Source organism: Campylobacter concisus, from assembly GCF_002092855.1.
Taxonomy (GTDB): Bacteria; Campylobacterota; Campylobacteria; order Campylobacterales; family Campylobacteraceae; genus Campylobacter_A; species Campylobacter_A concisus_AI.
This window is the reverse complement of the sequence record NZ_LVLC01000030.1, coordinates 64,573-88,183: the sequence shown is the minus strand read 5'-3', so window position 1 is coordinate 88,183 and position 23,611 is coordinate 64,573. Positions and strand designations below refer to the sequence as shown.

General features: G+C 38.4%; 36 protein-coding genes. 35 read left to right on the top strand and 1 reads right to left on the bottom strand.

The window, feature by feature from the left end; translation table 11 throughout:
- Position 1 precedes the first annotated feature (1 nt).
- The 35 genes from rplP (at position 2) to A3223_RS08015 (ending at position 22,263) form a co-directional block, all read left to right on the top strand.
- A complete protein-coding gene (gene rplP, locus A3223_RS08185; protein WP_021091116.1) occupies positions 2–427 on the top strand; it encodes a 50S ribosomal protein L16 in 426 nt (141 codons plus the stop codon).
- Positions 414–608: a 50S ribosomal protein L29 gene (gene rpmC, locus A3223_RS08180; protein WP_002941625.1), complete on the top strand. Its 195-nt coding sequence runs from the start codon at positions 414–416 to the stop codon at positions 606–608. Before rplP ends, rpmC begins: the two co-directional genes overlap by 14 nt.
- A gap of 1 nt (position 609) precedes the next feature.
- Positions 610–861, top strand: a complete 252-nt coding sequence (rpsQ, locus tag A3223_RS08175) for a 30S ribosomal protein S17 (protein ID WP_021091107.1) — start codon at positions 610–612, stop codon at positions 859–861.
- Positions 861–1,229 carry a 50S ribosomal protein L14 gene (rplN, locus tag A3223_RS08170; RefSeq protein WP_021091075.1) on the top strand — a complete coding sequence of 123 codons (369 nt, stop codon included), beginning with the start codon at positions 861–863 and terminating at the stop codon, positions 1,227–1,229. Before rpsQ ends, rplN begins: the two co-directional genes overlap by 1 nt.
- On the top strand, positions 1,229–1,465 hold the full coding sequence (rplX, locus tag A3223_RS08165; protein WP_084109889.1) for a 50S ribosomal protein L24: 237 nt from the start codon (positions 1,229–1,231) through the stop codon (positions 1,463–1,465). Before rplN ends, rplX begins: the two co-directional genes overlap by 1 nt.
- A gap of 5 nt (positions 1,466–1,470) precedes the next feature.
- Entirely contained in the window at positions 1,471–2,016 is a 546-nt protein-coding gene (gene rplE / locus A3223_RS08160; protein ID WP_002941643.1) for a 50S ribosomal protein L5, read from the top strand.
- Position 2,017: 1 nt separating this feature from the next.
- The gene (locus A3223_RS08155; RefSeq protein ID WP_002941532.1) at positions 2,018–2,203 is read left to right on the top strand and encodes a type Z 30S ribosomal protein S14; all 186 of its coding nucleotides are present in this window, start codon (positions 2,018–2,020) and stop codon (positions 2,201–2,203) included.
- Between the two features lie 9 nt (positions 2,204–2,212).
- A complete protein-coding gene (rpsH, locus tag A3223_RS08150) occupies positions 2,213–2,608 on the top strand; it encodes a 30S ribosomal protein S8 (RefSeq protein ID WP_021091129.1) in 396 nt (131 codons plus the stop codon).
- 188 nt (positions 2,609–2,796) lie between these two features.
- The gene (gene rplF, locus A3223_RS08145; RefSeq protein ID WP_021091127.1) at positions 2,797–3,333 is read left to right on the top strand and encodes a 50S ribosomal protein L6; all 537 of its coding nucleotides are present in this window, start codon (positions 2,797–2,799) and stop codon (positions 3,331–3,333) included.
- Between the two features lie 10 nt (positions 3,334–3,343).
- Complete coding sequence (gene rplR, locus A3223_RS08140) at positions 3,344–3,700, top strand: 50S ribosomal protein L18 (RefSeq protein WP_021091120.1); 357 nt, start codon at positions 3,344–3,346, stop codon at positions 3,698–3,700.
- Between the two features lie 15 nt (positions 3,701–3,715).
- Complete coding sequence (gene rpsE, locus A3223_RS08135; protein WP_002941646.1) at positions 3,716–4,159, top strand: 30S ribosomal protein S5; 444 nt, start codon at positions 3,716–3,718, stop codon at positions 4,157–4,159.
- 15 nt (positions 4,160–4,174) lie between these two features.
- On the top strand, positions 4,175–4,576 hold the full coding sequence (gene rplO / locus A3223_RS08130) for a 50S ribosomal protein L15 (RefSeq protein WP_021089212.1): 402 nt from the start codon (positions 4,175–4,177) through the stop codon (positions 4,574–4,576).
- Complete coding sequence (gene secY, locus A3223_RS08125) at positions 4,576–5,838, top strand: preprotein translocase subunit SecY (RefSeq protein WP_054197277.1); 1,263 nt, start codon at positions 4,576–4,578, stop codon at positions 5,836–5,838. The genes rplO and secY overlap by 1 nt, the downstream gene beginning before the upstream one ends.
- 1 nt (position 5,839) lies before the next feature.
- Positions 5,840–6,598 (top strand): type I methionyl aminopeptidase, encoded by a 759-nt coding sequence (gene map / locus A3223_RS08120; RefSeq protein ID WP_021091100.1) that lies wholly within the window; start codon positions 5,840–5,842, stop codon positions 6,596–6,598.
- Between the two features lie 34 nt (positions 6,599–6,632).
- The gene (infA, locus tag A3223_RS08115; protein ID WP_002848031.1) at positions 6,633–6,851 is read left to right on the top strand and encodes a translation initiation factor IF-1; all 219 of its coding nucleotides are present in this window, start codon (positions 6,633–6,635) and stop codon (positions 6,849–6,851) included.
- A gap of 189 nt (positions 6,852–7,040) precedes the next feature.
- The gene (gene rpmJ / locus A3223_RS08110) at positions 7,041–7,154 is read left to right on the top strand and encodes a 50S ribosomal protein L36 (protein ID WP_002941545.1); all 114 of its coding nucleotides are present in this window, start codon (positions 7,041–7,043) and stop codon (positions 7,152–7,154) included.
- 3 nt (positions 7,155–7,157) lie between these two features.
- Entirely contained in the window at positions 7,158–7,526 is a 369-nt protein-coding gene (gene rpsM / locus A3223_RS08105) for a 30S ribosomal protein S13 (protein ID WP_002941610.1), read from the top strand.
- Between the two features lie 22 nt (positions 7,527–7,548).
- Entirely contained in the window at positions 7,549–7,941 is a 393-nt protein-coding gene (rpsK, locus tag A3223_RS08100) for a 30S ribosomal protein S11 (RefSeq protein WP_021091081.1), read from the top strand.
- A gap of 25 nt (positions 7,942–7,966) precedes the next feature.
- Complete coding sequence (gene rpsD, locus A3223_RS08095; protein WP_054197275.1) at positions 7,967–8,593, top strand: 30S ribosomal protein S4; 627 nt, start codon at positions 7,967–7,969, stop codon at positions 8,591–8,593.
- Positions 8,594–8,607: 14 nt separating this feature from the next.
- The gene (locus A3223_RS08090) at positions 8,608–9,624 is read left to right on the top strand and encodes a DNA-directed RNA polymerase subunit alpha (protein WP_084109888.1); all 1,017 of its coding nucleotides are present in this window, start codon (positions 8,608–8,610) and stop codon (positions 9,622–9,624) included.
- 11 nt (positions 9,625–9,635) lie between these two features.
- The gene (rplQ, locus tag A3223_RS08085; protein WP_002941584.1) at positions 9,636–9,992 is read left to right on the top strand and encodes a 50S ribosomal protein L17; all 357 of its coding nucleotides are present in this window, start codon (positions 9,636–9,638) and stop codon (positions 9,990–9,992) included.
- Between the two features lie 282 nt (positions 9,993–10,274).
- Positions 10,275–11,276 (top strand): hypothetical protein, encoded by a 1,002-nt coding sequence (locus A3223_RS08080; protein ID WP_084109887.1) that lies wholly within the window; start codon positions 10,275–10,277, stop codon positions 11,274–11,276.
- Between the two features lie 122 nt (positions 11,277–11,398).
- Positions 11,399–12,007, top strand: coding sequence for a hypothetical protein (locus A3223_RS08075; protein ID WP_084109886.1), 609 nt, complete (start codon positions 11,399–11,401; stop codon positions 12,005–12,007).
- Complete coding sequence (locus tag A3223_RS08070) at positions 12,004–12,753, top strand: ABC transporter permease (RefSeq protein WP_084109885.1); 750 nt, start codon at positions 12,004–12,006, stop codon at positions 12,751–12,753. Before A3223_RS08075 ends, A3223_RS08070 begins: the two co-directional genes overlap by 4 nt.
- Positions 12,750–13,442: an ABC transporter ATP-binding protein gene (locus A3223_RS08065; RefSeq protein WP_084109884.1), complete on the top strand. Its 693-nt coding sequence runs from the start codon at positions 12,750–12,752 to the stop codon at positions 13,440–13,442. Before A3223_RS08070 ends, A3223_RS08065 begins: the two co-directional genes overlap by 4 nt.
- A gap of 76 nt (positions 13,443–13,518) precedes the next feature.
- Positions 13,519–14,436 (top strand): NrtA/SsuA/CpmA family ABC transporter substrate-binding protein, encoded by a 918-nt coding sequence (locus A3223_RS08060; protein WP_084109883.1) that lies wholly within the window; start codon positions 13,519–13,521, stop codon positions 14,434–14,436.
- Positions 14,437–14,643: 207 nt separating this feature from the next.
- Positions 14,644–14,919: a NifU family protein gene (locus tag A3223_RS08055; RefSeq protein WP_021091089.1), complete on the top strand. Its 276-nt coding sequence runs from the start codon at positions 14,644–14,646 to the stop codon at positions 14,917–14,919.
- Complete coding sequence (locus A3223_RS08050; RefSeq protein ID WP_084109882.1) at positions 14,906–15,460, top strand: histidine kinase; 555 nt, start codon at positions 14,906–14,908, stop codon at positions 15,458–15,460. Before A3223_RS08055 ends, A3223_RS08050 begins: the two co-directional genes overlap by 14 nt.
- Entirely contained in the window at positions 15,438–16,721 is a 1,284-nt protein-coding gene (locus A3223_RS08045) for a UDP-N-acetylmuramoyl-L-alanyl-D-glutamate--2,6-diaminopimelate ligase (RefSeq protein WP_084109881.1), read from the top strand. The genes A3223_RS08050 and A3223_RS08045 overlap by 23 nt, the downstream gene beginning before the upstream one ends.
- 2 nt (positions 16,722–16,723) lie before the next feature.
- Complete coding sequence (gene panD / locus A3223_RS08040; protein ID WP_002941539.1) at positions 16,724–17,071, top strand: aspartate 1-decarboxylase; 348 nt, start codon at positions 16,724–16,726, stop codon at positions 17,069–17,071.
- A 3-nt stretch (positions 17,072–17,074) separates the two neighbouring features.
- The gene (locus A3223_RS08035; protein WP_021091096.1) at positions 17,075–17,389 is read left to right on the top strand and encodes a YbaB/EbfC family nucleoid-associated protein; all 315 of its coding nucleotides are present in this window, start codon (positions 17,075–17,077) and stop codon (positions 17,387–17,389) included.
- Complete coding sequence (locus A3223_RS08030) at positions 17,386–18,495, top strand: DUF7488 domain-containing protein (protein WP_009295270.1); 1,110 nt, start codon at positions 17,386–17,388, stop codon at positions 18,493–18,495. Before A3223_RS08035 ends, A3223_RS08030 begins: the two co-directional genes overlap by 4 nt.
- Positions 18,492–19,391, top strand: coding sequence for a polyprenyl synthetase family protein (locus A3223_RS08025; protein WP_084109880.1), 900 nt, complete (start codon positions 18,492–18,494; stop codon positions 19,389–19,391). The genes A3223_RS08030 and A3223_RS08025 overlap by 4 nt, the downstream gene beginning before the upstream one ends.
- A 109-nt stretch (positions 19,392–19,500) precedes the next feature.
- Positions 19,501–21,411 carry a transketolase gene (gene tkt / locus A3223_RS08020; RefSeq protein ID WP_084109879.1) on the top strand — a complete coding sequence of 637 codons (1,911 nt, stop codon included), beginning with the start codon at positions 19,501–19,503 and terminating at the stop codon, positions 21,409–21,411.
- 57 nt (positions 21,412–21,468) lie between these two features.
- Entirely contained in the window at positions 21,469–22,263 is a 795-nt protein-coding gene (locus tag A3223_RS08015) for an undecaprenyl-diphosphate phosphatase (protein ID WP_084109878.1), read from the top strand.
- A 100-nt stretch (positions 22,264–22,363) separates the two neighbouring features.
- Here A3223_RS08015 and A3223_RS08010 read toward each other — a convergent pair whose 3' ends face one another.
- Positions 22,364–23,602 (bottom strand): hypothetical protein, encoded by a 1,239-nt coding sequence (locus A3223_RS08010; RefSeq protein WP_084109877.1) that lies wholly within the window; start codon positions 23,600–23,602, stop codon positions 22,364–22,366.
- Positions 23,603–23,611: the final 9 nt, after the last annotated feature.

Here is a 23,611-nt window from a genome sequence, read left to right as displayed (position 1 = left end):
TATGTTGATGCCTAAAAGAACGAAATTTCGTAAGCAAATGAAAGGTCGCAACCGTGGTTATGCGACTCGTGGAGCATCTTTAGCAACTGGCGAATTTGCACTTAAGGCTGTTGAAGCTGGCAGAATAAATTCTCGCCAAATAGAAGCTGCTCGTCAAGCTCTAACTCGTCACGTAAAAAGACAGGCTAAAATTTGGATTAGGGTTTTCCCTGATAAGCCACTTACTAAAAAACCTCTACAAACTCGTATGGGTAAAGGTAAGGCTGGAGTTGAAGAGTGGGTTATGAATATCAAACCTGGTCGTATAATATTTGAAATGGCTGGTGTTAGCGAAGAGTTGGCTCGTGAAGCTCTAACTTTGGCTTTACACAAACTTCCTTTCAAATCAAAATTTGTAACGCGAGAGAGTGAAAATGAAATATACTGAGTTAAAAGATAAGAGCGTTGCAGAATTAAACGCGTTGCTAAAAGAGAAAAAGGTGCTTTTATTTACTTTAAGACAAAAGCTAAAAACTATGCAGTTAAGCAACCCTAATGAGATTAGTGCTGTTCGCAAAGAGATAGCTCAGATCAACACTGCAATTAGTGCAACAAGACAAGGGGCGTAAAATGGCATTAAAAAGAGAAATTCAAGGTGTTGTTTTACAAAAAGCTGGAGATAAAACAGCTACTATTTTGGTAGAAAGACGCGTTATGCACCCAAGATACCATAAATTTGTAAAACGCTTTAAAAAATATTTAGTTCACGATGAGAAAAATGAGACAAGAGCAGGCGATACAGTTGTTGCGATCGAGTGCAGACCACTTTCAGCTCGCAAGAATTTTCGCTTAAAAGCTGTATTGGCAAAGGGAGTTGAGTAATGATTCAAAGTTTTACAAGACTTGCAGTTGCTGATAATAGTGGTGCAAAAGAGTTAATGTGTATAAAAGTTCTTGGCGGCAGCAAAAGAAGATACGCTACACTTGGCGATATCATAGTTTGCTCTGTTAAAAAAGCTCTTCCAAATGGTAAGATCAAAAAAGGACAGGTTGTAAAAGCTGTTGTTGTAAGAACTAAAAAAGAGGTTCAAAGAGATAATGGTTCGCTAATCCGCTTTGACGAGAACGCAGCTGTTATACTTGATAGCAAAAAAGAGCCAGTCGGCACTCGTATTTTTGGACCAGTTGGACGTGAAGTTAGATATGCTAACTTTATGAAGATTGTTTCGCTAGCTCCGGAGGTTTTATAATGGCTAATGTAAAATTTAAAGTCAAAAAAGGCGATACTATTAAGATCATCGCTGGTGACGATAAAGGCAAAACTGGTAAAATTTTAGCAGTTCTTGCAAAAAAAGGTCAGGTTATAGTTGAGGGATGCAAAATAGCTAAAAAAGCTATCAAACCAAGCGAAAAAACTCCAAATGGTGGTCACGTAAATAAAGAGATGCCAATTGACATATCAAATGTCGCGAAAGTTGAAGGATAAGAGATATGAGTAGATTAAAAGATAAATTTAACGAAACTATCAAGCCAGCTCTCGTAAAAGAATTTGACATCAAAAATCCAATGCTTATCCCTGCACTCGAGAAAATTGTGATCAGTGTAGGCGCTGGAGACTCTGCTAAAGATCAGAAAGTGCTTCAAAATATGGCTGATACCATTTCACTTATCGCTGGACAAAAAGCAGTTATCACTGATGCTAAAAAATCAGTTGCTGGCTTTAAAGTTCGCGAGGGTTTCCCTGTTGGTATCAAAGTAACTTTGAGAAAAGAGCAAATGTATGCTTTCTTAGATAAGCTAATCAGCGTTGCTCTTCCAAGAGTTAAAGACTTCCGTGGTCTTCCAAAAAATGGTTTTGACGGACGTGGAAACTATAACTTCGGTCTTAGTGAGCAGCTAATGTTTCCAGAGGTTGAGTATGATAAAATTTTACGAACTCATGGTATGAATATTACGATTGCTACTACGGCTAAAAATGATAAAGAGGCATTCAAATTGCTAGAGCTATTTGGTGTGCCGTTTGCAAAAGGAAAGTAAAATGGCAAAGAAATCAATGATAGCAAAAGCTGCACGCAAGCCAAAATTTGCGGTTCGCGGCTATACTAGATGCCAAATTTGCGGTCGCCCGCACTCTGTTTATAAAGATTTTGGAATTTGCCGTGTTTGCCTAAGAAAAATGGCTAACGAAGGCCTAATACCTGGTCTTAAAAAAGCAAGTTGGTAAGGAAGAGAAATGTTAAACGATTTAATATCAGATGGATTAACACGCATTAGAAATGCAAGTATGAGAAAGCTTGAAACTGCGAAATTGCTTCATTCTAAGGTTGTTGAGGCTACTCTTTCTATCCTTGCAGCAAAAGGCTATGTAGAGAGCTACAACGTTATCGAAGAAGGTAACAAGAAATTTATAAACGTAGTTTTAAAGTATGATGAGTACGGCAGAAGCGTTATAAACGAGCTTAAAAGAGTTTCAAAACCTGGTCGCCGTGTTTATCAAGGCAAAGACGACATTAAGCGTTTTAAAAATGGTTACGGAACAGTTATTGTTAGCACAAGCAAAGGCGTTATGAGCGGTATTGAAGCAAGTAAAGCTGGTGTTGGCGGCGAAGTTCTTTGTACAGTTTGGTAATAAACTGCATTAAACGCTATTTAATCTTATGATTTTAAGGTTAAATTTTTAGCTTGGTAAAATTTAGATTTTGCCAAGCTAAATTTAGAAATTCAAATGAAGGTTTCGTCAAATTTGACGATAAAATTTACGGCATTGTGGTGTTTATTCGTAAATGTAGGAACACCCTAGACAAGTAAAGGAAAAAAATGTCACGTATTGGAAAACAGCCTATCGCTATCCCAAGTGGTGTAGACGTTAGTGTTGAAAATAATGTCCTAAAATTTAAAAAGGGCAATCATATAAAAGAGCTTGACACAAAAGGTCATGTTGATGTCAAGATAGAAAATGGTCATATAGTTTTTGCTCCAAAAGGCGAAGATCGCCAAAGTAGAGCTTACTGGGGAACATATAGAGCACTTGCTAATAACATCGTAACTGGTATCACTGCGGGATTTACTCGCCAGCTTGAGATCAACGGCGTTGGTTACAAAGCAGCTGCAAAAGGTAAAATTTTAGAGCTTTCTCTTGGTTTTTCACACCTTATCAACTATGAGCTACCAGCAGGCGTTGAAGCTAGTGTTGAGAAAAACGTTATTACTATCAAAGGTGATGACAAACAAGTAGTAGGTCAAGTGGCTGCTCAAGTTAGAGGATTTAGACCACCTGAGCCATACAAAGGCAAAGGCGTTAAATATCTAGAAGAACGCATCATCCGCAAAGCGGGCAAGACATCTAAGAAGTAAGGAGCGGTAAATGACAGCAAAAGTACTAAAAAGAAAAATCGCTCTTAGAATTAAGAGAAAAAGAAGAATCAGAGGTAAAATTTCTGGTGTTGCAACTTGTCCAAGAGTTTCTATTTTCAAATCAAACAGAACTCTTTATGTTCAAGCAATTGATGACGTTACAGCTACTACACTAGCTGCGGTTGATGGCAGAAAGATAGGCATAAAAGCAAATAAAGAAGGTGCGGTCACTTTAGCTAAAGAATTTGCTAAGGCTTTAAAAGCTAAGAAGATAGATGTTGCAGTTTTTGATAGAAATGGTTATTTGTATCATGGCGTTATCGCAGCATTTGCTGAAGCTTTAAGAGAAAATGGCATCAAGCTATAACCCAAAGGAAAATCGATGGAAAAATATAATAGAGAAGAATTTGAAGAAGTAATCGTCGATATCGGTCGGGTTACAAAGGTTGTTAAAGGTGGCCGTAGATTTAGATTTACGGCTTTAGTTGTTGTTGGTAATAGAAATGGTCTAGTTGGCTTTGGTTATGGTAAAGCTAAAGAGGTACCAGATGCGATGAGAAAAGCAATTGACGACGCATTTAAAAATATTATCCATGTTAAGATCAAAGGCACAACTATCCCTCACGACGTAGAGGTAAAATATAACGCAAGTAGAATGCTACTTCGCCCAGCTAGTGAGGGTACTGGTGTTATCGCTGGTGGTAGTGCACGTCCTATTATCGAGCTTGCAGGTATTAAGGATATCCTTACTAAATCACTTGGCTCAAACAACTCAGCAAACGTCGTTCGTGCTACTATAAAAGCACTTAGTTTGCTAAAAAGCTAAGAGAAAGGAGTTAAGATGGCATTAGAAAAATTAACACCTGCTGCAGGTTCAACTCATGCAACCAAAAGAATAGGTCGTGGTCAAGGCAGTGGCAATGGCAAAACTGCTGGTAAAGGTAACAAAGGTCAAAGAGCAAGAAAAGGCTACAATGAGAAAAGAGGTTTTGAGGGCGGACAGCAACCACTTCAAAGACGTCTTCCAAAAGTAGGTTTTACTTCTAAATTTGAAAAACCTTATGTTATTAATGTTGAGAAAATTGCAGCTATAAAAGAGCTTGCTGAAATTTCAATAGCAACAATAGCTAGCGTTCATAAAATTTCAAAGAGCGTTACTAAGATAAAACTAATCGGTGCAAGCGCAAAAGCTCTTGCTTCTAAGATTAAAGACGAGAACGTTAGCGTTAGCGGAACAAAATAATGGATAAAACACTGACCAACAAGATTTTAATCACGTTGGCATTTTTGTTCGCATACAGGATACTGGCTTATGTGCCAGTTCCTGGTGTTAATGTCGACGTAATTAAAGAATTCTTCAATTCAAACAATAGCAATGCCTTGGGTCTATTTAATATGTTTAGTGGTAAAGCCGCTGAGCGTTTAAGTATCATATCTCTAGGTATCATGCCTTACATCACAGCTTCGATTATTATGGAGCTTCTAGCAGCGACATTTCCAAAGTTAGGTCAGATGAAAAAAGAGCGCGACGGTATGCAAAAATATATGCAAATTATACGTTATGCAACTATCGTTATCACTCTTGTACAATCAATCGGCGTTTCTATTGGACTTCAAAGCTTAAGCGGTCGTGGTGGCGAACAAGCTATCATGATAGATATAAATTTATTTATCGCGATATCTGCTGTATCTATGCTAACTGGAACTATGCTGCTTATGTGGATAGGTGAGCAAATAACACAGCGTGGTATAGGCAACGGTATAAGTCTTATCATCTTTGCTGGTATCGTCTCTGGCATACCTAGCGCGATCGGTGGAACTGTAAATTTGGTAAATACTTCTGAGATGAATTTCCTAACAGTTATCGCTATTTTGGTGATTATCTTAGCTACTATTGGTGCTATTATATTTGTCGAGATGGGCGAAAGGCGTATTCCTATTTCTTACTCAAGAAAAGTGATAATGGAAAATCAAAACAAACGTATAATGAACTATATACCGATCAAAGTAAATTTAAGCGGCGTTATCCCACCGATATTTGCTAGTGCGATTTTGATGTTTCCTAGTACTATTTTACAAGCTAGTACAAATCCGATCATCCAAGCTATCAACGACTTTTTAAGTCCAAATGGCTATATGTTTAACTTTTTAACGTTTTTATTTATCATCTTCTTTGCGTTTTTTTACGCATCGATCGTATTTAACACAAAAGATATAAGTGAAAATTTAAAGAAACAAGGTGGATTTATACCTGGTGTTAGACCAGGCGAGAGTACGGCTAGCTATCTAAACGAAGTAGCTGGCAGGTTAACTTTGGGCGGTGCTTTATATCTAGGCATCATCTCAACTTTGCCATGGGTACTTGTAAAAACTATGGGTGTACCATTTTATTTTGGTGGCACGTCAGTACTTATCGTGGTTTCTGTCGCTCTTGATACCATGAGGCGTATAGAAGCTCAGTCTTATACAAACAAATACCAAACTCTAAGTGCAGTAGGTCTATAAAATGGCTATCACGCTAAAAAGACCGGTTGAGATAGAGAAAATGAGAGCGGCGAACAAGATCGTCGCTCGAACTCTTGATCACATTTCTACGATTATAAAGCCTGGAATTTCCCTTCTTGAGATAGATAAAATTTGTGAAGATATGATAAGGGCTGCTGGGGCAAAACCTGCTTTTAAAGGTCTTTATGGCTTTCCAAATGCAGCTTGCATAAGCGTCAATGAAGTGGTGATCCACGGAATCCCAAATGAATACAAACTAAAAGAGGGTGATATCGTTAGCGTTGATATCGGCTCAAATTTAGATGGTTATTTTGGCGATTCGGCTAGGACATTTGGAGTTGGTAAAATTTCAAAAGAAGACGAGGCTTTGATCGCTTGCTCAAAAGATGCACTATATTTTGCGATTGACTATATAAGAGCTGGTATGCATTTTAAAGAAATTTGCTATGAGCTTGAGAAATTTATACTAGGCAGAGGCTATGTGCCTTTACGTGGATATTGCGGTCACGGTATAGGAAAAAGGCCACACGAAGAGCCAGAAATTCCAAACTATCTTGAGGGGCATAACCCAAAAGCTGGACCAAAGATAAAAGAAGGAATGGTATTTTGTATAGAGCCAATGATCTGCCAAAAAGACGGCACGCCAGTTTTAGGAAGCGATAACTGGAAAGTAACCTCAAAAGATGGTTTGAGAACTAGCCATTATGAGCATTGCATGGCGATAGTTAATGGCAAAGCCGAAATTTTAAGCCAAGCATAAAATTTATAGTAAAAATTTAAAGAAAGGAGAATTTGTGGCAAAAGACGATGTCATTGAGATTGATGGAAACGTTGTTGAGGCACTACCAAATGCAACTTTTAAAGTTGAGCTTGACAACAAACATATAATTTTATGTCATATCGCTGGAAAAATGAGAATGCATTATATAAAGATAATGCCTGGCGACCGCGTAAAAGTAGAACTTACGCCATATAGCCTAGACAAGGGCAGGATCACTTATAGATATAAGTAAATTTAGCCCCTTGGCAAATATGCTAAGTAAATTTAAAGCTGGTTTTGGATAAAATCCAAGCTTTGCGAAAAGCTGTATGAAGAATTATTTTCAAAGTTCCCCACTTATTTTGAAAATAGTTGGTTTAAATTCTTTCTTTAGACCTGATGCAGCCCCTAAAAAAGTGGAATAAATTTTTAGGAGACTAAAATGAAAGTTCGTCCTTCTGTAAAGAAGATGTGTGACAAATGTAAAATTGTCAAACGTAGTGGCATAATTCGTGTTATCTGCGAAAATCCAAAACATAAGCAAAGACAAGGATAAGGCATGGCACGTATTGCAGGTGTAGATTTACCAAACAAAAAGAGAATCGAGTATGGTTTGACTTATATTTATGGTATAGGTCTTTATAAATCTCGTCAAATTCTTGACGCAGCTGGAATTTCTTACGACAAGAGAGTTTATGAGCTTAGCGAAGACGAAGCAGCAGCTATCCGTAAAGAAATTCAAGAGCATCATATCGTTGAGGGTGATTTGAGAAAACAAGTTGCTATGGATATCAAAGCTCTTATGGATCTTGGAAGTTATAGAGGTCTTCGCCACAGAAAAGGTCTTCCTGTTCGTGGTCAAAAGACTAAAACTAATGCTAGAACCAGAAAAGGCAGACGTAAAACTGTCGGTGCAGCTACTAAGTAAGGCAAGGGTTAAAGGATAATAAATGGCGAAAAGAAAAATTGTTAAGAAAAAAGTAGTTAGAAAAAGCATAGCCAAAGGTATCGTTTATATCAGTGCAACATTTAATAATACTATGGTAACTGTAACTGATGAAATGGGAAATGCTATTGCATGGAGTAGTGCAGGTGGCTTAGGCTTTAAAGGTAGTAAAAAATCAACTCCTTATGCAGCTCAGCAGGCAGTTGAAGATGCTCTAAATAAAGCAAAAGAGCATGGTATAAAAGAAGTTGGTATTAAGGTTCAAGGTCCAGGTAGCGGACGTGAAACGGCTGTTAAAAGTGTAGGAACTGTTGAAGGAATTAAAGTATCTTTCTTTAAAGACATTACACCTTTACCACACAATGGTTGTAGACCGCCAAAACGCCGCCGCGTATAATTAGAGAAAAATAGGAGAAATTATTATGGCTAGATATACAGGACCTGTTGAAAAATTAGAAAGACGTCTTGGTGTGTCTCTTGCGTTAAAAGGCGAAAGAAGACTTGCTGGTAAAAGTGCTTTTGAAAAAAGACCTTATGCGCCAGGACAACATGGACAAAGAAGAGCAAAAATAAGCGAATATGGCTTACAACTTCGCGAGAAACAAAAAGCTAAATTCATGTATGGTGTTTCAGAGAAACAATTTAGAAGATTATTTCAAGAAGCAGCACGCCGCGAGGGCAACACTGGTGCCCTTTTGGTTCAACTACTAGAGCAAAGATTAGATAATGTTGTTTATAGAATGGGCTTTGCAACAACTCGTCGTTTTGCTCGTCAGCTAGTAACTCATGGACATATTTTAGTAAATGGCAAAAGAGTAGATATACCATCTTACAGAGTTGAACCTGGCGCAAAAGTAGAGATTGTCGAAAAATCTAAAAACAATCCACAAATTGTTCGTGCGATAGATCTTACAGCACAAACTGGTATTGTTGCTTGGGTAGATGTTGAAAAAGAGAAAAAATTTGGAATTTTCACTAGAAATCCAGAAAGAGAAGAGGTTATCATTCCTGTTGAGGAAAGATTTATAGTAGAGCTTTATTCAAAATAATAGAGGGTATAAAGATGAGAAAGATTACTACATCAGCTTATATGCCAACTGAAATTGAAGTTAAAAGTGTTAGTGAAAATGTTGCTAACATTACAGCATATCCTTTTGAGGCGGGCTATGCTGTTACCTTGGCTCACCCATTGCGTCGTCTTCTTTACACAAGTACAGTAGGTTTTGCTCCTATTGGTGTAAAGATAAAAGGCGTTAGTCACGAATTTGATAGTATGCGAGGTATGCTAGAGGACGTAGCTTTTTTTATTATAAATTTGAAAAAGATCAGATTTAAATTAAAAAGCACCAGTGAGCGCGAAGTTATAGAGTATAGCTTTAAAGGACCAAAAGAGATAACTGGGGCTGATCTAAATAATGATCTAGTTGAGATCGTTAACCCAGACGCATACCTTGCTACAATAAACGAAGATGCTGAGTTAAATTTTTCAGTTATCATTCAAAAAGGTATCGGATATGTTCCTAGTGAAGAGATCAGAGAAGAGATTGAAGACGACTATATCGCACTTGATGCTTTCTTTACACCTGTTAAAAAAGCAGTTTATGATATACAAAATGTCTTGGTTGAGGATGATCCAGACTATGAAAAGATCGTATTTACTATAACAACTGATGGTCAAGTTAGTCCGATAGAGGCTTTTAAAAATTGTTTAGAAGCTATGTATCAACAAATGTCAGTATTTAAAGGAATTTTAGATATTGATGTTAGTACTCCAGTTGCTAGCTCAACTGCAGGTGGCGAGTTTTCAAAGTTACTTTCTAGCGTAGAAGATCTAAATTTAAGTGCTAGAAGTTTTAACTGCCTTGACAAAGCTGATATTAGATTTATCGGCGAGCTTGCATTAATGGACGAAAATGAGCTTAAAGAGCTTAAAAATTTAGGTAAAAAATCTCTTGAAGAGATTAAAGCGGTTATGGAAGAGATAGGCTATCCAGTTGGTGCCGATGTGTTAAAAGATGGCAAAGAGCAACTAAGAAAGAAAATAACCGAGCTTAAAGCACAAATGAGTGTAAAAGAATAAAAGGACAATAGATGAGACATAAACACGGATATCGTAAACTTGGTAGAACATCATCTCATAGATCTGCATTGCTTAAAAATTTGGCGATAGCTATCATCAAAAGCGAAAAGATAGAGACGACTTTACCAAAAGCAAAAGAGCTTAGAAGCTATGTTGAAAAGCTAATCACAAGAGCTAGAAAAGGTGACTCTAACGCTCACAGAGCAGTATTTGCTTCTTTACAAGATAAAGAAACAACAAATAAATTAGTCACTGAAGTAGCTCCAAAATTTAAAGAGCGTAATGGTGGCTATACAAGAATCATCAAGACTCGTGTTCGCAGAGGCGACGCAGCAGAGATGGCTTATATAGAGCTAGTAGCTGAATAATTATTAGAGAGCTTCGGCTCTCTTTTTTTAATTTCTTGAATATAAAATTCTCTTACCTTTAAAATAAAATCCTTCTTTCAAAAGCTTTCTAAAGTATAAATTTCTTTAATTGTTTATCAAATTTTATTAACCAAAAAATCATAAATTTAATAGTTAAAAATTGTAAATCCTTTAATCTAAAATCATATATTTTAAATTTTTACCTTTGAACTCTATGCTAAAATTTTATTTTATTAAGACGATATTTGTTTCAGGTATCTAATAAATTTCAAAGGATTTGAGATGATAGGTAGTGTAAATGGAGTTGGGACAAATTTTTATATTGGCTCGCAAAGTAGTAGAGCGCAAGAGCTTGATACTAAAAATACTAAATCCAATATAGACAAAAATTCTTTAAATGATTTATCTAGTAGTTTGGTTGATGAGCAAAAAAGTCATACCGATACTAGAGGTGAGCCAATAAATTTAAATGAAACAAATACGACAAAATTTCAAAAAAATAGTGAGAATCTAACATTTGCTAGCAATTTCTCGCTATCAGGCATAGCTGCTAATGGCAAGATAAGCATCTGGGGCAAGCTCATGGGATATGACAAACAAGTCAGCCAAGATGAGATAAATGATCTCAAAAATTTTATCAACCAGACCAAAGCACTTGGCTTTGGCAGAGCTCACGAAGAGATCATAGGATATTATCCAACAGATGTCGATCTCTTTGCAAAAGAATACACATCAAAACTTGATAACACACTTCTTGGGCTTGGTCACAAGAGCCACGTGGAAGGGTTTGAGATACTCGATAAGGACCTAAGCATAGATGAGTTTAAAGATAAGTGGATTGATTATGCACTTAGGCAATATCTTGGCGAAAGAGTCGGCGTGGAGAGCATTACAATAGGCAAAAAGGCTATCTCCATGCTAACTAGCACTAACAAGCCACCAATCGAGTATCAGACGCTACAAAATATAAATTTCACTGACGAAGAGAGCAGACAGAGATTTCTTACGCTCATGAAAGCTGGCATGAAGAGTGGGGCGGATTTTAAAGAGGTGGTAGAGGGCGTGCTCTCGCTTTATAATGTACAAAATACGGATAAACTTGATGGCAACAAAGTCTATGCTTCAGTGATCGGACGAAGTGAGAAACTGGCTACTTACGACATCAATAAAGATGAGAAATTTGCCTATCTTAAGGAGCTAATTCAGCTTGAGAAAAACGGAGTTGATATACTAAAACTAATGGAAAAAGTGGAGCAAAAACAGAAATTAGATATAAAAGTATAGGCTAAATTTAGTTTTTTGCACCGCTTATCTTTATGATTTTAGTCATAAGAGGCTCTTTTTACTTGGTTTAAATTTTTAAATGATAGAATCTTGATTTCTATTATTAAAATTACGGAGAACTCGTGAGAAAGCTACTTTGGCTAAATCCGGTTGTAAAAAATATGTATGACTTCTCTGCGTTAAAAGAGCTCTTGCAAAATAAGGGCTTTAACATAGTAGAGTGCGAAAAAGATCATGTTCGTGATGTCAAAAATTCATATAAAAATTTATGCTCTAAAGGCATGGTTTTAGACAGTCGCTGTCCAAGAGCTGTAAATTTTATAAGATCAAATTTTAAAGAATTTTCAAACAATATTTCAAGCTTAAATCCCATTTTAATTGAAAGCGCCATCGAGCTTAGCTCAAATCTAAAAGAAGATGAGTGGCTTTATATAACAACGCCTTGTGAGGACTTGGCTGAGCTTGGAAATTCTTTAAAATTAGATCAAACTACATTTTTAACATGGAAAAATTTTAAAGAGCTAAACGATATAAATTTACAAATAAGCAAAATAGAATCAAGCCCGATCCCACCTGGATTTTTTGAAAATTTAGGCATAAAAACACTAAGCTTATGCAGTAAAGAAAAGATACAAAACGCATTTTCATATAAATTTAGCGAGCTTAAAAACTATCAGATCATCGAGCTTTTATACTGCGAAAACGGCTGTCACAATGGAGATGGGCTGTGATAGAAATTTTTAAAAAGAGCATTTTGATCCTAGTGATCTTTGCTCTCTGGCAGGTCGTTTGCGAGCTAGAAATTTTCACGCCCTATATCTTGCCAAGTCCTATTACGACACTTAAAACGATGTTTGACATGAGCTTAAGTGGCGAGCTAATAACGCATGTGATGATCAGTTTTAAGCGTATATTTGTTGGCTATGCTTTTGCTTTTGTTTTGGCATTTACTTTTGGTGGAGTGGCGGCGCTATTTCCAAAAGCTAGTATTTATTACGAGTGGATACTAGAGTTTTTTAGAAATGTTCCACCACTTAGCCTTATTGCTATTTTGGTACTTTGGTTTGGTATAAACGAAACACCAAAAATTATTATTATCATACTAGCATCGTTTTTCCCAATGTTTTTAAGTATTTCAAAAGGGCTAACTAGCTGCGATGTGAAGCTTATTGAGGTTGGTAAAATTTTTTGTTTTAGTAAATTTGAAATTTTTTACAAGATCATCTTAAAAAGTGCGCTAAAAGATATCTTTGTCGGTATGCGCATAGGTTTTGGCTACGCGATGCGAGCGATTGTGGGAGCGGAGATGATCGCAGCTTCTAGCGGACTAGGCTATCTCATACTTGACGCTGAGGAGCTTTCGCGTGCAGATAGGATATTTGTCGGCATATTTACGATCGGCATTTGCGGCGTGCTCATAGATAGGATATTTTTATTTTTGATATCTAAATTTAGCCTTTTGCGAAGTGAAAAATGATAGAAATTTTAAATTTATCAAAGCATTTTTTTATTAATAACAAGCGCATTGATGTTTTAAAAGAGCTAAATTTAACTATAAAAAAAGATAAGATCACTGTAATACTTGGCAGAAGTGGTTGCGGTAAAACGACTCTTTTAAGGCTTATTGCTGGGCTTGAGAGCGTAAGTCTAGGCGAGATAAATTTTAAAGAGCAAGCAAAGATTGGTTTTGTATTTCAAGAGCCTAGGCTTATGCCTTTTTTAAATGTCTATGAAAATATCGTATTTGCGCTTAAAAAGCATGAGATAGACGAGGTAAAGATAGATAGACTCATATCAATGATAGGACTTAATGACTTTAAATTTGCCGCTGTTTCGCAGCTATCTGGCGGTATGAGCTCGCGCGTTTCGCTTGCAAGAGTGCTTGCATATGAAGCAAATTTGATCCTTATGGATGAGCCATTTGCAGCACTTGATGCTTTTACGAGAGCCAGCATGCAGGCTGAAATTTTAAAGCTTCAAGCTGGTAAAACCATCATTTTTGTCACTCATAATGTCGATGAAGCCCTATATTTAGCAGATGAGATAATTTTGCTTGAAAAAGGTGGGATGAAATCAAGCTATGATCTATCAAATCTAGCTAAGCCAAGAGATTTGCTTTGCGATGAGCTAATAAACTTAAAGCGTAAAATTTTGAGCGAAATTTAGCATTTTATAAAATGATAATTAAAACCAAAACGAAGCAAAAAGTTATATAATTTGGAAAATTTTTAAAGGAGCAAATATGAGAAAGTTTTTTAAGATTTTGTGTGCAGCCTCTTTGCTTTGTCTAGTCGCAAATGCAAGCGAGCTAGATAAGATCGGCATGACCTACGTCAAATCGCCGCTAAATGTCCCTTCAATCGTCGATAAATTTAAAGGCTTTTATGCTAAATCTTTTGGCATACCGGTCGAGTACTCTGAGATAACATCAGGTGCGAAACAAACGCAAGCACTCGCTTCAAATTCGCTCCAGTTTCTAAACTGCGTGGGCGGAACTTCAGTCATACTTGCCGCGGCAAATAAAGCCGACATAAAGATCATAAGTGCATATTCAAGAGCACCCGAAGCTTTTGCAATATTTGCTAAAGATAAAGGTATAAAAACCGCTAAAGACTTAAAAGGTAAAAAAATAGCAGGCCCAAAAGGCACGATATTAAATGAGCTTTTGGTTAGGTATCTTGCTCTTGGCGGTCTAAGCATAAATGACGTAGAGTTCGTTTCTATGGGCATTCCAGCTGCACAAGCTGCACTTGAAAATGGTAGCGTCGATGCAGCGCTTCTTGCTGGACCAGCTGCTTATAATGCTAAAAAATCAGGACTTAGTGTCGTAACAACAGGCAAGGGCGTCATCACTCCAGTCATCGTTACTGCCACAAGCGGAGAATTTTACAAAAAGCATAAAGATCTAGTTGAAAAATTTAAAAAGGCTCAAGATGAAATTTTGGCTTTTATGAAAGTAAATGAGGAAGAGGCATTAAAATTTACAGCTGAAGAGACCGGGCTTAGCATAGAGGCGGTAAAGAGTATGTATCCGCAGTATGACTTTAGTCCAAAGATCATGTCTGAAGATATAAAAGCACTTGAGGCTACGCAAGAATTTATGCTTGAGAGCAAGATGATCGAGCAAAAAGTAGATATAAAATCACTTCTAATAGATTAAACAAAAGGGCAAAATTTGCCCTTTTATCCTAAAACTAATAATCAAAAATTTACTAAATTTTAGCTCACGCATTTAATAATCAAAACTGACTAGGTGTGTCAAAAAGGTTTAAATTATAAAGCAAAATTAGCGCTAAGCAAAAATATAGCCATTATTTTTTGCATTTTTATTTTGCTATAATAGCCCAAAAATTTAATAGGAAAAAATATGATCCCATTTAGCGATGAAGAACTTTTAAAACCAGTCAGTGCGAGTTTGCAAAAGGTATTACCGATGCTTGAAAATGATGGCGGTGGTATGGAGCTACTTGGCATAAAAAATGGCAAAATTTATGTAAGACTTACCGGGCATTGCCATGGATGTGCAGCTAGTACAACTACACTAAAATATGGACTCGAAAGACAACTTCGTATGGATATTCACCCAGAGCTTGAGGTAGTAAATATCCCGATTGGCGAGGAATTTGACATTGATAGATTATAAAAAAATAGGCATTAAACACTTCAAACGTTCTAAATTTAAAGAAGCGATCTTTTACTTCTCTCTAGCTTACGAAAAGACACAGGATAAAAATTTACTATTTTTGATACAAATTTGCTCCCTTGGCGAGAAAAATGCAGAGGAAGCAAAGCTTTTATTTGACTATTTTATGGATAAACTAAGAGCTGACGAAGATGATGAAGGAATGGATGAAATTTTAAAAATTTTAGAATCAAGATTGGCTAGCGATGAGTATTTTGAAGAGCAAGACGCGATCAGCTATGAGGACTTTAAAAAGGCTGTTTATAAGGATGGGAGCTTCAAAAAGGTCTTTGAAAATATCATGTTCTCAACCAAGGTTATGATCTCAAACAAAGATGATTTTTTAGAATTTTTGGGAAATTTGATAAAAAATGACTTCATCGAAATGAGTATAAACTATCTTGAGAGTGCAGCGGTGATGTTTGGCGGTGATGAGCGCATAGATCAGCTTTTTAAAGAGATACAAAAAAGACAAAACGATGAAAATATCAGTAGAAAATAGCTTTATAACAGATGACTCAAACGAGTGCGAAGAGGGCTCGTTTTTTGTACAAACTACTGCAAATACGAGATTTGCAGAGGCAGCGGTAAAAAATGGCGCTAAAATAATCAGCCTTGAAGAGTGTAAGAAGCTTTTAAAAATCGATGAAAGCTTAAAGATAGTTGGCATCACAGGCACCAACGGCAAGACCACAACGGCTGCTGCTATTTATGAAATTTTGCGAAATTTAGGCAAAAAATGCGGGCTAAGTGGCACAAGAGGGGCATTTATAGAGGGTGAGCAGATAGATGACAAGGCGCTTACTACAAGTGCTATTTTAAAGACACTTTCTTATCTCAAAGCAGCCAGCGAGCAAGGCTGCGAGTACTTCGTGATGGAGGTTAGCTCGCATGCGATCGCTCAAAAACGCATAGAGAGCTTGAAATTTGTTCTAAAAATTTTTACAAATTTGACTCAAGACCACCTCGACTACCACAAGAGCATGGAGGAGTACGCTAGGGTAAAGTCGAGCTTTTTTGATGATGATGGCATGAAGCTTATAAATGCTGATGATAATGGCATTAAATTTAATCCAAAAAACGCTTATACGTATTCGCTTAAAAAGCCAGCTAGCTTTGCGCCGATAGTTTATGGGCTAAAAGACGGCATAGACGCAGTTATCAAGACGCCAAATGGCGATGTGGAGATAGACTCAAGCCTTCAAGGCGAGTTTAATCTTTACAACCTAATCGCAGCCCTTGGCGCTGTTTGCCTGCTAGAGCGTCCAGAGGCAGCCGCACTTTCAAAGGCGATAAGTAAATTTAAAGGCGTGAGCGGCAGGATGGAGGTCGTTAGCACCGATCCGCTAGTCATTGTGGATTTTGCCCATACGCCTGATGGCATCGAAAAGGTGCTAAACTCGCTTAGACATCTAAATTTGATAGCTGTATTTGGCGCAGGCGGTGATAGAGATAGGACAAAGCGTCCAAAAATGGGAGCAATAGCCCAAAAATACGCAAGAATTTGCATCGTCACAAGTGACAATCCAAGAAGCGAAGAGCCAGAGAGCATAATAGATGAAATTTGCGCTGGCATGAGCCAAAATGAAAATTTGATACGAAACGCCAACCGCAAAGAGGCGATCGCGCTAGCCATTAGCAAGCTAGAACCCGGCTGGGCGCTTGTCATACTTGGCAAAGGCGACGAGCCATATCAAGAGATAAATGGCGTCAAGCACCCATTTAGTGACAAAGAAGTAGTAAAAGAGCTTTTAAAGAGGTAAAAATGAATATAGAAATTTTAGCTAGTAAGATCCACAGAGCCGTCGTAACAGACGCAAATTTAAACTATGTTGGCTCGATCAGCATAGGCGAGGAGCTTATAAAGGCTGCAAATTTGATAGAAAATCAAAAGGTTGAAATTTTAGACGTAAATAACGGCGAGAGATTTGCCACATACGTGATAAAGGGCAAAAAAGGCGAAATTTGCCTAAACGGCGCAGCTGCTAGAAAGGTCTGTGTTGGCGACGTGGTCATCATCGTGGCATACGCTAGTATGAAATTTAAAAAGGCTAAGAAATTTAAGCCAACCATCGTGCATGTAAATAACAAAAACGAGATCATAAAGGAGTAGGCGATGTTTGAGGGATTTGACTTTTCAAAGATGGGGCAGATGCTTGAGGATGTGCAAAGGCAGGCCAAGCAGATGGAAGAAGAGAGCAAAAATAAAGAATTTGGCGCAAAAAGTGGCGGCGGGCTGGTGAGCGTGAGAGCAAACGGCAGCGGCGAGATACTTGATATCAGCATAGATGATAGCTTGCTTGAGGATAAAGAGAGCATGCAAATTTTGCTAATAAGCGCCGTAAATGACGTGCTAAAATCAGTTGAGGCTGACAAGAAAAACACCGCTTCAAGGATGCTTGGCGGCCTTGCTTCGATGGGGATAAAATGAGACTAAAATATAAATTTGCCCTTGCATTTTTGCTATCAGCGCTTTGCCTAAACGCCGATCCTAGGCCTACGCAAGAGGACTTTAACGCCTGCTTTGAAAAGAACAAAAACTCAATCGTCTCGGTAAATAAACACTTTGGCGTGGCTATCACTAAAAATTTGATCGCAGTGCCAAAAAGCGAGGGAGCTCCGCTTGGCGAATATGTCAAATTTGACCCATATTTGCAGCTTTTCTTAGTCCGCTCTAGCAAGGAGCTAAGCCCTGTCGTGATGGCTGATGAGACCAACGAGGAGCGCATCAAAAAGAGCACTTGGGTTGGCATATTAAACGACTCTAATAACACCGTCATGGGTCACATCAAGTCTTTGGGACAAAATTTAGGCGACTTTGACACGCTAAGCTTCGAGTATAACGCAACTGGCGAGATAAATACGCCTTGTTGCAAGATGATAGGCATAGCTGTTGGAGCTGATAAATTTATACCAAATCGCTATTTAAAGCACTTTGTATCTTACGATGACGTATATTACGGCGATATCGGCGTGAAATTTTTGCAAAAAGAGGATAAATTTTTTGTGGGTCTTGTTGATCCACTAGGCCGCGGCAAGATGATGATGGTTGATGATGAGCTTGTTAGTGTAAATGGCATCAAGCCAAAGAGCCTAAGAGAGCTAAATGAGATGGTGCTTTTTGCTCCAAAGGGCGCAAAACTGGACATCATCGTGAAGCGTGATAGGCAAGAGCTACTCTTTCAAGTGCCAGTAAGCGGGGATGTGAAATTTAACCAAAGCCTCGACATAGACGCCCCTTCGAGCCTTGATCTACCAAATTTAAACGTCATGCCAAAGTCGCCTGAGAGCTTGCTAGATGATAAAGTTTTGGTTGATTATGGTATCACGGTTGATAAAAATTTAGTAGTTACAAAGGTCGAGCCAAAGTCAAATGCCGACATCTTTGGCATCAAAATAGGTGATAAAATTTTAGGCTACAACAAAGAGAGCGTGAATAGCCGCGAGGAGCTTTTAGAAAAGATAAGCGACCTGCAAAATTTCGTGCTTTTATTTACTAGAAATGACTTTCAGTTCTTTGCAAGAGTGCCAAAATGAGCCTACTTGAGGACTTCGTAAAATTTCTAAATGCAAATTTGCCAAAAGCGCCTAGCTTTCACCCTTACTACGAGGAGGCGCTTGGGGTGATGCTAAAGGCTGGAGGCAAGCACTTTAGGGCGCTTTTGCTTCTAGGTGTGGTCGAAAATGTCGATAAAAGCCTCACGCAAAAGGCGATGAGAGTGGCTTTGGGCCTTGAGATGATGCATACATACTCGCTCATCCACGATGATCTGCCGTCTATGGATAACGCAAGTCTAAGGCGTGGCACGCCAACGCTTCACGTCACATACGACGAGACGACTGCTATACTTGCGGGAGATGCGCTAAACACGCATGCTTTTTATGAAATTTCACGTGCTGAGTTGCCAGCTGACACTCGTATAAAGTGCGTTGAAATTTTAAGCCAGAATGCTGGCGTTAGCGGCATGGTGCTAGGGCAGGCGCTGGATTGTTTTTTTGAAAATACAAACAAAGAGGACATCAAAAGAGCAAAGGCTAAATTTGGCCTCTCTGGCAAGATGCTAAGCCTTGATGAGCTAGTCTTTTTACACATCCACAAAACCGCAAAGCTCATCGCTGCAAGCCTAAAAATGGGCGCTGTGATAGTAAATTTAAGCAAAACAGAGTGCGAGAAAATTTATGATATCGGTTTAAAGCTTGGGCTTGCTTTTCAGATACAAGATGATATCATCGATCTTACAAGCGACGAAGCGGCCGCTGGAAAGCCCGTGCATAACGATCTAGCTAAAAACTCATTTACAAATTTACTTGGTCTATCTGGCGCAAAAAAGAAAAAAGATGAGCTTATTAGCGAGATAGAAGAGGCACTAAAACAGATAGATATAAATATCGCAAAGATGATCTTGGAGCTTACAGACAAGCACCTAAGATAAGTGCGCAAATTTCGTAAATTTATATCACTTTTTAGACATTTTGGGCAAAAATGCAAGGCAAGTTTTAATCACTTTTTTGTATAATCTGACGCAATAAAAAGGAGATCATATGCTAAAAAAACAAGCCGATACTATAAGATTTTTGTGCGCTGATATGGTGCAAAACGCTAACAGCGGACACCCAGGTGCTCCTATGGGCCTAGCCGATATCATGGTGGTTTTAAGCAACTTTTTAAAACACAACCCTAAAAATCCAAAATGGCTAAACAGAGATAGGCTCGTTTTTAGCGGTGGTCACGCATCAAGCTTGGTTTATAGCTTCTTACATCTAAGCGGCTACGATCTAAGCTTAGATGAGCTTAAGAAATTTCGCCAACTTGGCTCAAACACCCCAGGACACCCAGAGATTCACACTCCAGGCGTTGAGGTGGCTACTGGCCCACTTGGTCAAGGCGTAGCAAATGCAGTTGGTCTAGCCATGGCAGAAAAATACGCTGCAAACGTGCTAAATGAGCCAGATAATAAAATAATCGATCATAAAATTTACTGTCTTTGCGGCGACGGCGATCTTGAGGAGGGCATAAGCTACGAGGCATGTTCAATCGCAGGAAATTTAAGACTAGACAACCTTGTGCTCATTTATGATTCAAACAACATCACGATCGAGGGCGACACAGCGATCGCATTTAGCGAGGATGTCAAGGCGAGGTTCGAGGCACAGGGCTGGGAGGTCGCACGCATCGACGGACACGACTACAACCAGATCGAATTTGCACTTGAGCAAGCAAACGAGAAAGAGTCGCCATATCTCATCATCGCAAACACACACATAGCACGTGGCGCAATGGAGCTTGAAGGCAGCCATCACAGCCACGGCGCACCACTTGGCGAGGAGATCATCAAAAAGGCAAAGGCCGCAGCTGGTTTTGATCCTGAGAAGAAATTTGCCATCGACGAGGACGTGCTTTTAAGGTTTAGAGGCGCGGTAGAAAAGGGCGATCTTGAAGAGGCTATGTGGAATAAAAAGGTCGAGGCACTAAGCATTGAAGGTAAAAATTTACTAAACTCACTTCTAAATCCAGACTTTAGCAAGCTCGAATTTCCAGACTTTAGCGACAAAAAGCTAGCTACAAGAGATACAAACCACGTTATTTTAAATGAGATAGCAAAAAAACTTCCTGGCTTTATCGGCGGTAGCGCTGACCTTGCTCCGTCAAACAAGACCGAGCTAAAGGGCATGGGTGACTTCCCAAATGGTAAAAATATCCACTACGGCATCAGAGAGCACGCCATGGCGGCCATCAATAACGGCATCGCTAGATACGGCCTTTTCTTGCCATTTTCAGCGACATTTTTCATCTTTAGCGACTATCTAAAGCCAAGTGCAAGAATAGCGGCACTCATGGGCATCAAGCACTTTTTTATCTTCACGCACGATAGCATCGGCGTTGGCGAAGATGGTCCGACACATCAGCCGATCGAGCAGCTTAGCACATTTAGAGCGATGCCAAATTTCTACACTTTCCGCCCAGCTGATGGCAACGAAAATGTGGCTAGTTGGCAAGTGGCTCTAAATTTAAATGCTCCAAGCGCATTTGTACTTAGTCGCCAAGGGCTTGAGCCACTTACTAAAGGCGAATTTGGCGATATTAGCAACGGCGCATATCTATTAAGCTCGGCAAAAGATGCGAAGATAACATTTATAGCAAGCGGTAGCGAGGTCTCACTCTGTGTAAAAGCAGCTGAAATTCTAGCTGAGCAAGGTATTGGCGCAAACATCGTGTCAGCACCTTGTTTTGACCTACTTTGCGAGCAGCCAGATGAATACGTGGCTAAAATTTTAGACAAAAATACAACCATCATCACAGTCGAAGCCGCAACTGGCCTTGAGTGGTATAAATTTGCCGACGCGGTTTATGGCATGAGCGGCTTTGGCGCCAGCGGAAAGGCGAATGAGCTATTTGATCACTTTGGATTTACTCCGCAAAAGCTTGCAAATTTTGCTAGCGAACTTATATAAATTTAATCTTGGGGAGTAAAATCCCCAACTGCAATCTAAAATCAAAAAAGGCATTTTATGGAAATTTCTCACGTTATTGTTTTGGCCTTGGTGCAAGGTATAAGCGAATTTTTGCCGATATCTAGCTCAGCTCATCTCATCTTGGTGCCAAAGCTACTTGGCTGGCCAGATCAAGGGCTTGCTTTTGACGTGGCAGTGCATGTTGGTACGCTAAGCGCGATACTTTTTTATTTTAAAGATACGATTTTTAAGCTACTTCGCGACTTTTTTACCTCGATAGCACAAAGAAAGATGGTGGGCGATAGCTTGCTTGTTTGGTGTGTCGGCTTTGCTACCATTCCAGTTGGGATCTTTGGGCTTTTATTTAACAACATTATCGAAGAGTACGCAAGAAGCGGCGTTGTGATCGCTATTACTACGATCGTCTTTGGCATAGCACTTTACTTTGCAGATCTTCGCTCGACAAATAAAAGCGAATATGAAATGACCATAAAATTTGCGCTTATTATCGGCCTTGCTCAAGCTGTGGCGCTCATTCCTGGCGTCTCAAGATCAGGCATAACGATGACGGCAGCCTTATTTTTAGGATTTAGCCACAAGGGAAGTGCGAATTTCTCATTTTTGATGTCGATCCCAGTCATTATCCTAGCTGGTGGGCTTGAGAGTATCAAGCTTATAAAAGACCCAAATGCTCTGCCATGGAGTGACATCGCCCTTGGTGTCATTATAAGTGCTGTTAGTGCTTATCTCTGCGTTAAGCTATTTATGGAGATCATCTCAAGAATCAGGATGCTTCCTTTTGTCATCTACCGCTTGATTTTAGGAGCATTTTTACTTTATCTATTTTTGTGATTTTAAAGCTTTAAAAAGTAAAAGCCAAGTGTGGAGAAATTTTTCACACTTGGCAAGAATATGTAGTGCGAGCATCTTTCAGGAAAAATTTCTTGATAATTTAATCTTCTTTTTTATCTTTTTTAATAACATTTAACAGATCTTTTGCAGCTTGATAAGCCCTATCTCCAAATTTCTTGGCTTCTGATTTGATGTCAATTTGTTTGATGTCTTCAAATTTTTCATTGGCTTTTTTCTCAAGATTAGCGATCTCTTGTTTGATCTCTTCTATTTTGTCGTTTGTATCAAAATTTAGTTTTAGCTTTTTACTCTTGTCGTTTAGCTCTTGCTTTAAGGCTTCAAATTTATTATTTGCCTCACTCATAAGCTTTGCCATGCCGTTTGACTTTAACTCTTCTATCCTTGAAATAATCTGTTCTCTTGCTTGATCGCTAATGCGTTTAAATTTTGCTAGATTTGTATCTAGCTCGCTATTTATCACATTTTCGATCTCATTTCTTGCTACACCTTCAAATTCTTTTTCAAGTTCCCTAAGCAAGGCTATAAATTCTTCATCAATATTTTTTAAGTTTAGTAGCTGCGAGTTTAGCCTAAGCTCATCTGGAGCAAATTTCGCCTCATCTTTAAGCTTTTCTATGGCTCTTAAAATGCCATCTCTTGTGCCACTTATCGCTCCACTTATCAGCTCTTTTGCAAAGATATGACCCTCATCTGCTAAATTTGCCGCTGCTATGATGATGTTTTTTGAAATTTCAAGTATTCGCTCTTTACTAAACTCACCTCCAATTATCGCAACATAAGTCATATTTTTAGCTATAGCACCAGCTGTTTCCTCGACATCTTTTGCACCTTCAAGAGTTGTCAAAAATGCGATTTGAGCGCTCTCTTTTAAGATACCAAGAAGTCTTGTTTCTCTAATGATCGCATTGTTTAAAAGCTCTAAAATTTCCTCTTTTTCACTAAAATTTCTATCTTTTACGACTTCTTCAGCTGCTTCAAATGAAATTTTGAGCCTATTTTTTATCTCTTCACGTTTTGCTTCTATTGCACGGTTTAGCTCATCTTTTTTATCAAGTAGCTCGTAAAGTACCTTTTCTTCAGTGCCGACAATGGCTTGATTTATTCCCTCCATGGCACTTTTTAGATTTTTTGCATTTATAAGATCTTCTTTGTTCATTTTGTCATAAAGCTCATTCATTTTAGCCTTTAAAATTTCTGGCAAAGCATTTATATCTTTGTTTGCAGTATCTTGAAAGAAGTTATTGCAAAGAGCTTTTATGCTTATTAATAAGCCATCACTGTTTTTATAATCATGTAAATTTTGTTCTAAATTGTTCATAACTTTTAC

Bases quoted from the DNA above. Each gene is read 5' to 3' on its own strand.
- secY (WP_054197277.1), top strand. From the start codon at position 4,576: ATGGATAAAACACTGACCAACAAGATTTTAATCACGTTGGCATTTTTG.
- map (WP_021091100.1), top strand. From the start codon at position 5,840: ATGGCTATCACGCTAAAAAGACCGGTTGAGATAGAGAAAATGAGAGCG.
- rpsQ (WP_021091107.1), top strand. From the start codon at position 610: ATGGCATTAAAAAGAGAAATTCAAGGTGTTGTTTTACAAAAAGCTGGA.
- panD (WP_002941539.1), top strand. From the start codon at position 16,724: ATGAATATAGAAATTTTAGCTAGTAAGATCCACAGAGCCGTCGTAACA.
- A3223_RS08155 (WP_002941532.1), top strand. From the start codon at position 2,018: ATGGCAAAGAAATCAATGATAGCAAAAGCTGCACGCAAGCCAAAATTT.
- rpsK (WP_021091081.1), top strand. From the start codon at position 7,549: ATGGCGAAAAGAAAAATTGTTAAGAAAAAAGTAGTTAGAAAAAGCATA.
- rpmJ (WP_002941545.1), top strand. From the start codon at position 7,041: ATGAAAGTTCGTCCTTCTGTAAAGAAGATGTGTGACAAATGTAAAATT.
- A3223_RS08060 (WP_084109883.1), top strand. From the start codon at position 13,519: ATGAGAAAGTTTTTTAAGATTTTGTGTGCAGCCTCTTTGCTTTGTCTA.
- rplQ (WP_002941584.1), top strand. From the start codon at position 9,636: ATGAGACATAAACACGGATATCGTAAACTTGGTAGAACATCATCTCAT.
- A3223_RS08080 (WP_084109887.1), top strand. From the start codon at position 10,275: ATGATAGGTAGTGTAAATGGAGTTGGGACAAATTTTTATATTGGCTCG.
- A3223_RS08010 (WP_084109877.1), bottom strand. From the start codon at position 23,602: ATGAACAATTTAGAACAAAATTTACATGATTATAAAAACAGTGATGGC.
- A3223_RS08035 (WP_021091096.1), top strand. From the start codon at position 17,075: ATGTTTGAGGGATTTGACTTTTCAAAGATGGGGCAGATGCTTGAGGAT.
- A3223_RS08055 (WP_021091089.1), top strand. From the start codon at position 14,644: ATGATCCCATTTAGCGATGAAGAACTTTTAAAACCAGTCAGTGCGAGT.
- rplN (WP_021091075.1), top strand. From the start codon at position 861: ATGATTCAAAGTTTTACAAGACTTGCAGTTGCTGATAATAGTGGTGCA.
- A3223_RS08045 (WP_084109881.1), top strand. From the start codon at position 15,438: ATGAAAATATCAGTAGAAAATAGCTTTATAACAGATGACTCAAACGAG.
- rplP (WP_021091116.1), top strand. From the start codon at position 2: ATGTTGATGCCTAAAAGAACGAAATTTCGTAAGCAAATGAAAGGTCGC.
- tkt (WP_084109879.1), top strand. From the start codon at position 19,501: ATGCTAAAAAAACAAGCCGATACTATAAGATTTTTGTGCGCTGATATG.
- rplX (WP_084109889.1), top strand. From the start codon at position 1,229: ATGGCTAATGTAAAATTTAAAGTCAAAAAAGGCGATACTATTAAGATC.
- A3223_RS08090 (WP_084109888.1), top strand. From the start codon at position 8,608: ATGAGAAAGATTACTACATCAGCTTATATGCCAACTGAAATTGAAGTT.
- rpsE (WP_002941646.1), top strand. From the start codon at position 3,716: ATGGAAAAATATAATAGAGAAGAATTTGAAGAAGTAATCGTCGATATC.
- A3223_RS08030 (WP_009295270.1), top strand. From the start codon at position 17,386: ATGAGACTAAAATATAAATTTGCCCTTGCATTTTTGCTATCAGCGCTT.
- rpsM (WP_002941610.1), top strand. From the start codon at position 7,158: ATGGCACGTATTGCAGGTGTAGATTTACCAAACAAAAAGAGAATCGAG.
- rpsH (WP_021091129.1), top strand. From the start codon at position 2,213: ATGTTAAACGATTTAATATCAGATGGATTAACACGCATTAGAAATGCA.
- rplE (WP_002941643.1), top strand. From the start codon at position 1,471: ATGAGTAGATTAAAAGATAAATTTAACGAAACTATCAAGCCAGCTCTC.
- rplR (WP_021091120.1), top strand. From the start codon at position 3,344: ATGACAGCAAAAGTACTAAAAAGAAAAATCGCTCTTAGAATTAAGAGA.
- rplF (WP_021091127.1), top strand. From the start codon at position 2,797: ATGTCACGTATTGGAAAACAGCCTATCGCTATCCCAAGTGGTGTAGAC.
- A3223_RS08065 (WP_084109884.1), top strand. From the start codon at position 12,750: ATGATAGAAATTTTAAATTTATCAAAGCATTTTTTTATTAATAACAAG.
- rplO (WP_021089212.1), top strand. From the start codon at position 4,175: ATGGCATTAGAAAAATTAACACCTGCTGCAGGTTCAACTCATGCAACC.
- A3223_RS08015 (WP_084109878.1), top strand. From the start codon at position 21,469: ATGGAAATTTCTCACGTTATTGTTTTGGCCTTGGTGCAAGGTATAAGC.
- rpsD (WP_054197275.1), top strand. From the start codon at position 7,967: ATGGCTAGATATACAGGACCTGTTGAAAAATTAGAAAGACGTCTTGGT.
- A3223_RS08025 (WP_084109880.1), top strand. From the start codon at position 18,492: ATGAGCCTACTTGAGGACTTCGTAAAATTTCTAAATGCAAATTTGCCA.
- rpmC (WP_002941625.1), top strand. From the start codon at position 414: ATGAAATATACTGAGTTAAAAGATAAGAGCGTTGCAGAATTAAACGCG.